This window comes from Microcoleus sp. CZ3-B2, assembly GCF_036705055.1.
Classification (GTDB): Bacteria; Cyanobacteriota; Cyanobacteriia; order Cyanobacteriales; family Microcoleaceae; genus Microcoleus.
This window is the reverse complement of record NZ_JAUBTN010000072.1, coordinates 21,200-33,727: the sequence shown is the minus strand read 5'-3', so window position 1 is coordinate 33,727 and position 12,528 is coordinate 21,200. Positions and strand designations below refer to the sequence as shown.

At 46.6% G+C, this 12,528-nt stretch carries 14 protein-coding genes and 1 tRNA gene; 6 read left to right on the top strand and 9 right to left on the bottom strand.

Annotated elements, in window-relative coordinates:
- From QUA97_RS24290 to QUA97_RS24275, 4 genes are all read left to right on the top strand, one after another.
- Nucleotides 1–247 (top strand): transposase (locus QUA97_RS24290; RefSeq protein WP_333196638.1); only part of this gene is annotated, 247 nt, incomplete at its 5' end.
- Between the two features lie 150 nt (nt 248–397).
- Complete coding sequence (locus QUA97_RS24285; protein ID WP_333196637.1) at nt 398–619, top strand: hypothetical protein; 222 nt, start codon at nt 398–400, stop codon at nt 617–619.
- Nucleotides 620–751: 132 nt separating this feature from the next.
- Entirely contained in the window at nt 752–1,477 is a 726-nt protein-coding gene (locus tag QUA97_RS24280; RefSeq protein ID WP_194068104.1) for a lysophospholipid acyltransferase family protein, read from the top strand.
- Between the two features lie 239 nt (nt 1,478–1,716).
- Nucleotides 1,717–2,526 carry an alpha/beta fold hydrolase gene (locus QUA97_RS24275; protein ID WP_194068106.1) on the top strand — a complete coding sequence of 270 codons (810 nt, stop codon included), beginning with the start codon at nt 1,717–1,719 and terminating at the stop codon, nt 2,524–2,526.
- A gap of 482 nt (nt 2,527–3,008) precedes the next feature.
- Here the strand turns inward: QUA97_RS24275 and QUA97_RS24270 are convergent, their stop codons facing one another.
- The 8 genes from QUA97_RS24270 to nadA all read right to left on the bottom strand — a co-directional run bounded on the left by QUA97_RS24270 (nt 3,009) and on the right by nadA (nt 9,618).
- On the bottom strand, nt 3,009–3,584 hold the full coding sequence (locus tag QUA97_RS24270) for a DUF2996 domain-containing protein (protein ID WP_333196633.1): 576 nt from the start codon (nt 3,582–3,584) through the stop codon (nt 3,009–3,011).
- A 183-nt stretch (nt 3,585–3,767) separates the two neighbouring features.
- The gene (locus tag QUA97_RS24265; protein WP_194068108.1) at nt 3,768–4,655 is read right to left on the bottom strand and encodes a hypothetical protein; all 888 of its coding nucleotides are present in this window, start codon (nt 4,653–4,655) and stop codon (nt 3,768–3,770) included.
- Nucleotides 4,656–4,793: 138 nt separating this feature from the next.
- Complete coding sequence (locus tag QUA97_RS24260) at nt 4,794–5,348, bottom strand: hypothetical protein (protein WP_194068109.1); 555 nt, start codon at nt 5,346–5,348, stop codon at nt 4,794–4,796.
- Nucleotides 5,349–5,687: 339 nt separating this feature from the next.
- Entirely contained in the window at nt 5,688–5,804 is a 117-nt protein-coding gene (locus tag QUA97_RS24255) for a photosystem I reaction center subunit VIII (RefSeq protein ID WP_194063327.1), read from the bottom strand.
- Between the two features lie 57 nt (nt 5,805–5,861).
- Complete coding sequence (locus QUA97_RS24250; protein WP_194012096.1) at nt 5,862–6,371, bottom strand: photosystem I reaction center protein subunit XI; 510 nt, start codon at nt 6,369–6,371, stop codon at nt 5,862–5,864.
- Between the two features lie 114 nt (nt 6,372–6,485).
- Nucleotides 6,486–7,202: a TIGR04283 family arsenosugar biosynthesis glycosyltransferase gene (locus QUA97_RS24245; RefSeq protein WP_194068110.1), complete on the bottom strand. Its 717-nt coding sequence runs from the start codon at nt 7,200–7,202 to the stop codon at nt 6,486–6,488.
- A gap of 584 nt (nt 7,203–7,786) precedes the next feature.
- Complete coding sequence (locus tag QUA97_RS24240; RefSeq protein WP_194068111.1) at nt 7,787–8,404, bottom strand: TIGR04282 family arsenosugar biosynthesis glycosyltransferase; 618 nt, start codon at nt 8,402–8,404, stop codon at nt 7,787–7,789.
- 242 nt (nt 8,405–8,646) lie between these two features.
- On the bottom strand, nt 8,647–9,618 hold the full coding sequence (nadA, locus tag QUA97_RS24235; protein ID WP_194068139.1) for a quinolinate synthase NadA: 972 nt from the start codon (nt 9,616–9,618) through the stop codon (nt 8,647–8,649).
- 218 nt (nt 9,619–9,836) lie between these two features.
- Between nadA and QUA97_RS24230 the strand changes: the two genes are divergently transcribed.
- On the top strand, nt 9,837–10,754 hold the full coding sequence (locus QUA97_RS24230) for a TIGR04168 family protein (RefSeq protein ID WP_194068112.1): 918 nt from the start codon (nt 9,837–9,839) through the stop codon (nt 10,752–10,754).
- A gap of 34 nt (nt 10,755–10,788) precedes the next feature.
- Nucleotides 10,789–10,873 (top strand) — tRNA-Ser (locus tag QUA97_RS24225).
- A gap of 1,177 nt (nt 10,874–12,050) precedes the next feature.
- On the opposite strand, the gene QUA97_RS24220 is transcribed toward QUA97_RS24225, so the two are convergent.
- Complete coding sequence (locus QUA97_RS24220; protein WP_194012100.1) at nt 12,051–12,524, bottom strand: DUF4079 domain-containing protein; 474 nt, start codon at nt 12,522–12,524, stop codon at nt 12,051–12,053.
- Nucleotides 12,525–12,528 lie beyond the last annotated feature (4 nt).

Below are 12,528 nucleotides of genomic sequence, written 5' to 3'. Positions count from 1 at the left end.
TTTTTTTTGGGAGTTTTCACATTTAGATAAAGTTTGTTTTGAAGCATATTTGCAACTTTTGTCAATACAATATCCCGATGAATTACACATCATTCAAGTCGATAACGCACCGGCTCATAATTTAGACTCATCTGACTTACCAGACAATATTATTTTACTGTTTCAACCTCCGGCTTGTCCCGAAGTAAATCCCACAGAGAGAGTGTGGGAATATCTCAAAAATTTCTTAGGGAAAGTCGGTGTTTAGTAATCTTGATGAACTTCGCACAAAAGTTCAGGAAATTTTAGCATCTTTCACCGATCGCGTCCTTGGATTTCTCACCGGATGGTCCTGGATTTTACAGGCTTTATCTCTATCACATCTTTAAAAAAATGGTATTAGGCATTTCTCAGAAAGATGAGGTGCCGCTGGCCAAACAGGGAATTGGGCGGAGCGAAGCGGAGGGATTGGGAATTGGGCGAGCGCGAAGCGGAGGGATTGGGAATTGGGCGGAGCGAAGCGGAGGGATTGGGCGAGCGCGAAGCGGAGGGATGGAGCATTGGGCGGAGCGAAGCGGAGGGATTGGGTATACCTCACAACGCGATCGAACCGCTATCTGTAGATCCGCGCGGCGCCTGAAATGCGGGTAGATTTGCAAAGGTCTTGTCTAGGGGAAGTATGCTTTTTGGCTGACTCCCGATTTTGTAAAGTAATGTTAAGCTGCATGGGGATACAATCAACCTTTATAGCCTCGCACCTGTGTTTTAGCCCATGTCTTCCGATCGCACATTGCTGATTTCGCGCTGTTTCCTGGCTGGTTTGGGAACGCAGATGTTTTTGCACCACCAGCACCGGATTCCCCGAGATAGTCCCGTGCTGGTGGTGAGCAATCACCGCAGTTTCTTAGATCCTGTGCTGCTGACGGCGGCTTTGAGTCGATCGATCCGGTTTGCTTGTCATCACTACATGGGTCAAGTTCCGGTGATTCGGGAAGTTGTCACGACTTTTGGGGCTTTTCCCTTGGAAGCACCGGAGCAGCGACAGCAGCATTTTTTCTCTCAAGCGACGTCGCTGCTGCAAAGTGGGGAGATGGTGGGGGTATTTCCAGAGGGTGCAGAACCGATGGTGAAGTGTACTCAACCGAATACTGTGGGGAAGTTTCAGCGGGGATTTGCTCATTTGGCTTTGCGGGCTCCGCTGCGCGATTTGGCGGTATTGCCGGTGGCGATTGGTTCGATCGAGGAAAAGTCGGTGCGCTCTGGTGTACCGCTCAAGTTGTTGAGTTTGTTCGATCCTTCCGAACCGCTGTTCGATCGCGCCGGGTGGCATCCTGTGATAGTTTATCAGCGAGTTAATGTTTTAATCGGTCGGCCTTACTGGATTACTGTCGATCGACAGCAGCAATATCGAGGCAAAAAAGCCAAAGCTGTTGTTGCTGAACTCACAGAGCACTGTCAGGGGGAAATTGCACAATTGCTCCAACGAGGGTGTTTGTAACGAAGAAGTCATTAGTCAATAGTCATCAGTCATCAGTCATTAGGAATAAATTTGCAATTTTTACTTGCATTTTCCTTTTGTCGCCGTCCTCGGCTGATTCTTAGTCGCTTCCTGGTTTAAGATTCCCGATTCGTCTGATGTCTTAATTGATGATTTTTCTTGCTCTGTGATTATCCCCCTATTTTTGACAGCAATCCCCGACTGATAGAGTTCATACAATTTAATTTCTGATTTTAATCATGCCAAATGCTAGTAACCAGGTTCGTTTTCTAACCCCCAAACCCCCGAAAGCCGATCGCCCTTTATTTATATTTCTACCCGGTATGGATGGTAGCGGTTTGCTGCTGCGGCCGCAAATTTCTAAATTGGCGAATCATTTCGACATTCGCTGCTTAACTTTACCTCCTGATGATATGGCTAGTTGGGAGGTACTTGTCAGCGAAACAATTGCCTTAATCGAAGCAGAAAAGCAAACCGGAAAGCAGCAGCGGCAGGTTTATCTGTGCGGGGAGTCATTTGGGGGCTGTTTAGCGATGAAAATTGTTTTAGAAGCTCCCCAATTGTGCGATCGACTAATTTTAGTGAATCCTGCTTCTTCATTCCGACAACAGCCTTGGGTGCAGTGGGGTTCGCATCTAACTCAGTGGTTGCCGGCGAATCTTTATCCGCTGTCGGTAATCGGTTTGTTGCCGATATTAGCATCTTTAGGAAAGATTGGGCGCGACGACCGGCGGGCTTTGCTAGAAGCGATGCAAGCCGTACCGCAACACACGTCTGTGTGGAGATTGGCGTTAGTGCGATCGTTTGATGTTGATGAAAATCAGTTGCGCGGCATCAAACAGCAGACGTTAGTAATTGCTAGCGGTGCCGATCGGCTGCTACCTTCAATAGCAGAAGCGCAGCTTTTAGTCAAAGTAATTCCCAATGCTGAAATGGTGATGCTGGCTAACAGCGGTCATGCTTGTTTGTTAGAAACAGATGTTGACCTTTTCGCGATTATGCAAGCTCGCAATTTTTCAACAGGTAAGTCATTAGTTAGGAGTCATTAGTTTGGAGTCATTAGTCAGTAGTCATTAGTCATTAGTTTGGAGTCATTAGTCAGTAGTCATTAGTCATTAGTTTGGAGTCAGTAGTCATTAGTCGGTAGTCAGCAGTCATTAGTCATTAGTTTGGAGTCAGTAGTCATTAGTCGGTAGTCAGCAGTCATTAGTCAATAGTCCTCAGTCATTAGTTGCTTGTCTCCAGGCACTTTTTAGTGACGGTCTGGTTAATTTGGATACGAACTTTATCGATCGCTCAATCTGTAATTTTGCTTCTAGTGACCAATAAATGACAAGTCATAGCTAATGACTAATGACTGTTGAATGTTGACTGTTGACTGTTAGCTGTTAGTTGTTATTGGGAATTGAGAATGGGAAATTGGGAATTCGTAGCAAGTAACCAATAACCAATAACTAATAACCAATTCCCAACAACTACTGACTACTGACTACTGACTACTGACTACCGACTACTGATTACTGACTACTGACTAATTAAGATTCAACCATTTTTGAGCGTTAAGCCGCTGGACTACGCCAAACACCATGAGGTCGAGAGTAATCTTGCGCTCGTCTATCAAAAAAGGCTCTAAAGTGCTGGTATGGGTATTATTTTCAGCACAGGAAAACGCCCTTTGACTTTGAATATTTTCTTGAGGAAAATACAGGTTAAATTGGCGCTGACCTTCTTGGAATTTACCAATTACTTGCCAGCAATCTCCAGCGGTACTCATACCGGCAATGGGGAGTTTTTGCTTGGTAAAACGTACCTCTAAGTCCTTAACGCCCTGCTTGGTCAAAGCAGTTTGCAAGGCGGGCAAATAATCTTGTTGAATAAATTCTGCAAAGGGCTTGTCTTCAACAGCAGGTGCTTTTTCTTTTTTAGCTTTAGCTGGGGGCTTGTCGCCGTCAGCGGCTTTAGCTGGGGGCTTTTTAGCTTTAGCTGCGGGCTTGTCAGTGCTGGGTAAGTCGGTTGTCTCGGGTGCGTCGGAACTTGGGGCGTTCTCGATCGCAGCACTGGGAGTTTCTGATTCGCCAGCGGTAGGGTTTTGCGGTTCTTCTGGCATTAAGGCTTCCTTGTAAAATTGATTGGTAGGAGTTTTGAGTTGAGATCCGGGCGATCGACTCGATCGATCGCACAGATATTTTATCGAAAACCAAGCTTAAAGAATTGTCAGTCAAAAAACTTTGAGATCGAAACACTCGCTGCCGGGTTTTCCTCTTGACAAATTGCAACTCCTGTGCTGAGTCTAAATTTCAGCGACAGCTCGTTCAATCAAACGGCGGGCGAGAGTTTGAACGCCGGTGTGTTCGTAGTAATTGGTAGTCATGTCGAGGAATGCGCCCACATAGTCCACCTTATCGGCAGAAATTTCGACAAAATTCTGCAAGTGGCCGAGTACGTTTTGAGGTGTCAAACCTCGATCGCTGACAAAAGAGCCCATCCAACCGGAAACCGAGTTAAAGCTTTCGCCGATAAAGCCGAGCTGGCCTGCGGGAGAGCCGCCTGGAATCATGCCGCCGATCGACTTAAACACTACATTATCTTGCAAATCTTGCGGGGAGAGGCGTTGAATCCAAGACTGAGTGGCCATAATAAAGTCTGGGCCCAGGGGAATCAAACCGTCGAAACAAACCAAAGCAGCCATCCGCATCAGGGATTCGCCGCCGTAGTCGCCCAGAGCTCCGGCAAAATCGCCGATGCTGTCGCCTGGAATCCCGTTGATTTGGCAAAAAGCGAGCAACTCAGTGACTAACTTCAAAGAAAGGTCGATCGTCTGAGCTTTTTCTGGCTTCGGGGTGAGATTGCCGAGGAAGCCCAAAAACGGGACATTTTCGGATACTTTGTTGGCCATAGCAGCCGCGCCTAGGGCACCGGAGGCACTGTCGATGGTTTGGTAGAGCCAAAGAGCGCGCTGGTAGCCTTGGGACTTATCGTTGTAGAGATAGATGGCCCGATCGCCAATTTGCTGAATCAAATCTTCATCAGTTTCGCCAGTAACAGTGCGAATGGTATTTTCAAAGCCCACTAAATTGTTCCACTCGCCGGGAACCACAAAGTCAAGCGCTCGCAGGGCTTTGACAGTCATGTTGTCTTTGGGCAATTGATCGACTAATTCAAAGACTGTTTTGCTCACAAAAAACTCCTTATAGCTGAACAAGAATCAAAGATATTACTTTTGGCAGATGGCAAGAACTTCACAATTTTGTCTGGGCAGACTTAATTTTGATTGCGCCTGACTAAAGTCGGGCGGGAAGTTCTATCGGAGAGATTGCTATTTAACGCTAGCGAGGCCGGCGAGGTTAAATTTTGACAGCCAAGCTTCGCGATCGCTAGCAGTAAAAGATGGATCGCGGGATTGAACTTTCACCTGATAGCGATTTGCCACCAAAACAGCAGTGATATTAGCACCCTGATTGACAGCAGGATAGCCGCTAATTTGCTTGGTACTTTGCTGGAATTTTGTACCAGCGGAGGGGTTGCCGGCGATATCGTTAATCGAGAGTACCGCGACATTTTTACCGTCTTTGTTGAGCTTAGCTTCAGCAAAACCAGATTTTTCTTGAGCGAAGACGCGATCGAATCCGCCGCCTGAAGAGGGGAAGTATTTATTTAACTTGCCGCCTGCGACTGCGTTCTTGGGAAGGTTTTGACTTTGAGCTATGGATTTGTCAGTAGCCTGCTTGGTATTAGCCGCGGGTTTTTGGGTACTTTCCTTCTGGGCTTGATCCCAGCGCGAAGGGGTTTGGGTTTGACCGCAGGAAGTCACCAGCAGCAGTACCGAGATCAGGAATGGAGCTAAGATTTTGCGCGCGGAGAGAAATTGCATCGCTGTCTCCTGATGAGTAGGTTTCCATAACAATTGTGGCTCAGAATTTGGAAATTTGTCTTTGGCGATCGGGTGATTTGTGCCTGCGGGAAAAAAATATTTGTAAAAAAATCCTCTGCCCGCATGACAGAGGATTTTTTGCAATGGCGAATTCAGATGGAAGAAGACAGAAAGATTGCTCCACACAGTCGAGTCTGGGGGTTGGGGTAAAGAAAGCAAATTTCCTAATTACCAGCAATCTCAAAACAATTTTTTCGGATTTTCCCTAGACTTATGAGAGAGGTTTCAGAGCACTTGTCTGTCAGTCTTCCAACTGAGGTGTTGCTTTGTGGGAAAAGCTCAGGCGTCGCTTTCGATGTGAATAAACAACAAACCCATTACCACAACTGGCATCAGCCAGCAAACAACGGGAATCAAAATCCAAGGCAAGAAAGAGGCAGCGTAGGTACCTGTCATGTCAAATTCTCCAAACTAAAGTTAGCGTGTTTCAACAGGGATATCGAGCAGCGGAGTCTAATTGTTGACTAAACCCCGGAAAATGGCATCAACGCCATTAAAGTTTTCCAGCAAGAAGTAGGCAGCAAAGACGCCGCTCATGCCGCCAATGAAGAAACCAGCGGTCAACTGACTCCATCCTTCAGCATTTCTGAGGGAATCGGGAGTCATGGGATTAGCACTGGGGTAGCTGGTGTTGTCTTGCTTGAAAGAGACCAAACCGTAGGCAGACATACCTAGTGTGCCTAGTAGAACTATGACGAGGGCTGTAATTAGTCCGCCAAGATTAGCTGCTTCAGGATAATCCCGCAGGGGTCCGAAGACGATTTCTGGGCCGACGAGGAAATAGCCGTGTGCCAAACCGATTTCTAGACCTCGAACTAGGGGCGAGAGTCCTTTGCGGTAGGCTGGCAAGTTCCCGATGAATGCTTTGGTGAAATCAGAAGCACTGATGGGAGTTGCTAGATGACCCGTGAAGGGGTCGCCGTTAAAGGGTTTAATAAGCTCTGCATCTCTGGGATCGGCCATATTCTCTTTTTCCTCGCTGTGCGTAAATTTTGAGGCGTTCAAGTCATATTTTACGCAGGGACGGGCTTCCTATTTGCATAAATGCTACCGAGCTTTAGAAAAGTTCACTATTCTTTAGTTTTCAGAAGAATTTTTCTTTTGTCCTCTATACCAGAAAGCGAGTCGATCGGGCGACACTCCCAGGAAATAAGCGATAATTACTATTTGATTGATGGCAGTGGTTTTGAGTACCCCAAGCTGCTGCCAGCGGCGGTCGGAGGTCAGCACGGGCTGGGGTAATAGGGCAATGCGGCCTTGTTTTTTCAACCGGCACACGAATTCAAAGTCTTCCATCAGGGGTAAGTCGGGAAAACCGCCGATTTTGTCAAAGGTAGCTGAATACAGAAAAATGGCTTGATCGCCGTAGGGCATTTGGAAAAAGTTCGATCGACAGTTTACCCCTGTTTCTACCAGCCGCAGACAGAGCCTGCGCCCATCAATTTTGAGTGGAAATGCCCCCCCTAGTATGGACGGTTTAGCTAATGCCATGCGCGCGTCAGAGTCGTAGCCTGGGGGTAAAAGAGTGTCGGCGTGGAGGAACAGCAGGATATCTCCAGTAGCGGAGGCGGCACCTGTATTCATTTGAGTAGCGCGGCCTGGGGCGGTAGAGATAACTCGCACGCCCAAAGATTGGGCTATATCTGCGGTGCCATCGCTGCTGCCGCCGTCGGCGACAATGATTTCAACATTTTTAGCATTTCGGGCGGTGGAGATGACTGGGGCGATCGTAGGTGCTTCGTTTAAGGCTGGAATAATAATAGAAATTTTGAGATTATGATTTTCTGATGGCATACAGAATTAAGCAGCCCGTGACATAGAGGGCGGGTTGTACAAAGCTTATCTGTTATTCAACAGCTTGGGACAGTTTTAGGCTTTACAGATGGGGTCGAAAAACCGGGTTTCTATGAGTTTTGGGTTGAGTAGCCATAAATATAGCCTTTCTGTGCTCTCATATGAGGTACTATCCGGGATAGGGCATTGGGCATAGGGCATTGAGCGGAGCGAAGCGGAGGGATTGGCCCGCGCAGGGCATTGGGCTATCCTCACTTTTTTGATAACCGCTATAGTCAGAAACCGGGTTTCTAGGAGTTGGGCGACGCTTTAGGAGCAATTCAGTCAGAAACCGGGTTTCTACGATTTGGGGGACGATTATCGCAGAGTATCGCCCTCAAATCATGATTCTATTTTGAACTAAAATTTGTTATATTTTGGCTTTTGTCGCGCTTGCGACTATTGTCGCAAGCGCTGTCTAACCACTGCATTTGGTCAGACAAATACAATTACTATATTATGACTTTCTGGTTTCAAAATCAAGTGTTTTTTATTAATTAAACATGAGAATTACTAATGAATTAGATCTGCTCAATCGAGTTTAATTATTTCAACATATTCATATCTAAATCTAGCAAATCCTCCGGTCGATCGATATCTGCAAGAGTGGGAAGATAAGCAATTTTCAGATCGAGGTTTTGGGCGATCGCCCGCGTAGCAGCAAAAACCTCATTAGTTCCCCAGTTAATGCCACCAAATAATTCTGGTACCGATCGCCCCAGCCCGATCAGATAATAACCTCCGTCTTTTGCCGGCCCCAAAACTAAATCGTGCTGGCTCAGTTCGTCAAAAGCTTTTGCCATGATTTCTGGTTTCAGTGCGGGACAATCAGTGCCGATAATTACAGCTTTGTCAACCCCCGAATTAAAGGAGTTTTGAAACGCTGCGGTCATTCTGGCACCTAAATCGCCGTCTGTTTGATTTTGATAAATAACATCGGTTCCCAACCAGTCTTGCATCTGTTGTGGGCTGCCGCCTGTGTAATGAATTTCTACTGATAGTTGGCGGGAGTTTTGGAGAGTGAGCGCGCGGGCGATCGCCTTTTGGGCCATCAAGCGGTGAAGATTGGCAGCACCTGTTTTTCCCAGCACCGCAATCAGTCTAGTTTTGGTTTTTCCGGGTTCGGGATAGCGGGTGAAAATTATTAGTTTTTCTGGAATCATACAATTTTTGATTTTAGCTGATAGTTCTTGCATAAATCTTCGAGAGAGCCGATCAACCGCAGATTTTAAGCAAATAAACACAAATAAACGCAGATAATTTATAGATTGTCTGCGAGTGAGTACAATGCAAGTCTAATATTAGTGGGTTGGGCGCGGTTTAATATTTGTTTGTTGGTGACTTAAGTTAATTGTCGCACCCAATTTACCCTACAATAGGTTAACTGAAAGTTGGTAATTGACGGTTAGCTCATTTCTAGCATTCGCTGGATTGGTTTCAAGGCTGCCCGTTGCAGTTCTTGGGACATGGTAATTTCGGGAGTTTTATTTTTGAGGGATAGGTACAATTTTTCCAAGGTATTTAATCTCATGTGCGGGCATTCGTTGCAAGCACAAGTATTATTATTGTTGCCAGGAGCGGGGATAAATTGTTTGTGTGGTGTTTGCTTTTGCATTTGGTGAATTATTCCCGGTTCAGTCGCGACAATAAATGCTTGGCTGGAACTCGATTGAGTATATTTGAGCAAAGCGGCGGTGGAACCGATATAATTCGCGTGGCGAAGTACGGGAGGTTCGCATTCTGGGTGGGCGATGATTTCGGCTTCGGGATTTTCGATTTTGAGTTGAACTATCTTTTTTTCTGAGAAGTTTTCGTGGACGATGCAGGCTCCTTGCCAGAGTTCCATGTGTCTACCGCTTTGTTCGATGACGTAGCGGCCGAGATTGCGATCGGGCCCAAAGATTATTGGCTGATTTTCAGGAATTTGGTTGACAATTTTGACGGCGTTGGAGCTGGTGCAAATTATGTCGCTCATTGCCTTTATTTGGGCGGTACAGTTAATGTAGGAAATAACTAAGTGTTTTGGGCGATCGGCTTTGAATGCTGCAAAGGCTTCGGGCGGGCAACTGTCGGCGAGGGAACAACCTGCATTTAAGTCTGGCAATAATACTAATTTGTCTGGATTGAGGATTTTGGCGGTTTCTGCCATGAAATGAACTCCGGCAAAAACTATAACATCGGCGCTGGTGTTGGCGGCTTTGCGGGCAAGTTCTAGGGAGTCGCCAATGAAGTCTGCGATGTCTTGGATGTCGGAGTCTTGGTAGTAGTGGGCGAGAATGACGGCGTTTAACTCTTGTTTGAGGGCGTTGATTGCGGCAAACAAGTCGTCGGGCAGTCTGGTTTGGGTAAAGTTGGGAGCAGGTGCGGTGGTAAACACAGTTAGAATCTTGGGTGAATGGTGGCGGCTGGACTCAAATGTATTTTGAATTATAGTTGAATTCACCAAAAACGGTTGCAAGCGGCTGGTTGGGCCAATCTAAAATCTAAAATCTAAAATCTAAAATCTAAAATTGCCTGGGGGAGAGTGCAAAAATTGGTCGCTGTTTCTTATGCTGATAAGAAGGGGCTAGGGCTCGATCGCACATAACAAATCAAATGAATAAAGCTAAATCTATCAAAATTGCGGTGGTGGGGGACGTTCACGATCGCTGGGAAGCAGAAGACGGCGAGGCGCTGAAGCATTTGGGCGTTGACTTGGTGCTGTTTGTGGGGGATTTTGGGAACGAGTCGGTGGATGTGGTGCGGGCGATCGCCCAATTGGACATTCCCAAAGCTGCGGTGTTTGGAAACCACGACGCTTGGTACACAGCAACCGAGTGGGGGCGGAGTCAGTGCCCCTACGATCGCCAGAAAGAAAATTGGGTAAAAAAGCAGTTAGATTTAATGGGAGAAGCCCACGTCGGTTACAGCAAGCGAGATTTTCCCGAATTGGGCGTAACTGTGGTGGGAAGCCGCCCGTTTACTTGGGGGGGTTCGGAGTGGAGGTACAACGATTTTTACTCAGAATGGTTTGGGGTAGAAAGTTTTGAGGAGTCGGCCAAACGCATTGCAGGGGCTGCTGCGGATGCGGATTGCGAAAATGTGATTTTTTTGGGTCACACGGGCCCGACGGGGCTGGGAGAGGCTCCGGGCGACCTCTGCGGGCGAGATTGGAAACCGCTGGGAGGGGATTGGGGAGACCCGGATTTTGCTGAGGCGATCGATCGAACTCGCGGTTCGGGGAAGCACGTACCTCTGGTAACTTTTGGTCATATGCACCACAAACTGCGACACACCAAGCACGAGTTGCGGAAGTCATGTTTCGTGAGTGGGGAGGGTACAGTTTATTTGAATGCCGCCAGCGTACCGCGAATTGTGGAGAGAGAGCGATCGAAACTGCGGAATTTCTCGATCGTGCTGCTGGAAAATGGCACAGTGTCGGAAGCGTCTCTAGTTTGGCTGGGGGAAGATTTCGCAGTGGTTTTAGAACAAATTCTTTACCGGCACACAGAATCGGCAACGGCTTGTAGTTAGCGGCAACTACTGGTATGATGTAGTTTATCTACCGGGAGAGGTGGCAGAGTGGTCGAATGCGCCTGACTTGAAATCAGGTGAACCGCAAGGTTCCGTGGGTTCAAATCCCACCCTCTCCGTTTTTTCAAGGCTTTGAGCCAATTAATATCAAGCTTTAGCAACACTCTAGGCTCCAGCAAAACCCCGGACAAAGGGAGCTGGATAGAAAGTCGATAAGTATAGCCTTTCTGTGCTCTCATATGAGGTACTTTCGGGCATAGGGCATAGGCCAAACCGGGCATAGGGCATAGGCCAAACCGGGCATAGGGCATACCTCACTTTTGTGAGAACCGCTATAACAGTTAACAGTCAACAGTCAACAGTCAACAGTCAACAGTGAATTTACTATTCCGATGAAGAGAGGATTTGATATCATAGGAGGTATTGACCGATCGATCGCTCCCTCAATCCTCCAATCTAAAACTTGTTCGCTCCTGAAGTCGAAAAATCTAAAACTTGTACGCTCGCGAAGCCGAAAAATCTAAAATCTAAACTTTTTGATCAAGGCTATTTTTTTAAAGAGGGCATTTTAGTTGGTTGGCTTTGCTAAACTAAACTTGACCGCAGACTAATTTGCTTACTTATATTTTGAGCAAAGCACAATTTAGAGTAAGTAGAAAGGCGTAAATATTTGTAGTTGGGATGAGGCAGGAGTCAGGAGACAGAATGCAGGAGGGATTGGGGTTTTAGCCTCATTTATCTTTCTTAACACAGTTGTGTTTTTCCCCACCGACTTACTTAAATTGAAAATTTTGCAACAAAAATAGATTAATCTATTATAGCCTTTCTGTGCTCTCATATGAGGTACTATCCGGGATAGGGCATTGGCCCGCGCAGGGCATTGGACTATCCTCACCACGCTTGAGAATCGCTATAGTAGTTCTGACAAAAATGAGGTATCAAACCCTCAATCTTAAATCTCAAATCTCAAATCTCAAATCTCAACCTGTATCTGACTTTTTTGATAAAGGCTATATGGGGAGCATCTCACTTTTGCAGCCAAGCTAGAAATTGGAGGTAGGAGGCAGGAGACAGGAGACAGGAGGAAAGAGGAAGAAAGAAGGAGTCAAAAGAAGTCTTTTTACAAATATGAGATGCTCCCGGCTATATGACAGCCCGATCGCAATTATAGCACTTACGCACTGGGACTAAAAAAACCGAGTTTTTAGAATGATCTACGTCTACAAACGAAGTATTCTCGTGAAAAACCCGGTTTCAGGACACTCGCGCGTCCAAGAGTGAATCGTGCTTTAACGATTACATTTTGCTGATAATTCTTTGCACGATTTCCACACCTGTTACCGCCTGCCAGCCAAACAGCCCCAATAGCGCCACATTTAGAACGATGTGACTGTATCTGGCCAAATCATTGCCTTTTTGCATCAAAGGAGTCAGCGAGGCTGAAATGGCAATTATTGCGGTCATTCCCAAGCCTGCTAGCAAGTGGGCTCCCACAAATAGTTTGCCGTTGTTGATGTAGGTGACAGCCATTCCGCCGATCGCCCCTGTTACCATCAAGGCTAGCAGCAAAGAACCAATTTGGTGATGCTTGATGTTGAATTTGCCCTTAATTAATTCTTTTTTGGCCTCGCCTTCAGCACTTCTGGTACGGCGGATTTGAAGACCGAGATACAAAGCATAAAATGACAGAGCCAGCAATACCCACATTAAAACTGGGTGGAAGAATTGGCTCCAAACTTTTACTGACTCCGGAATTATTTCGACGTTCATAGTG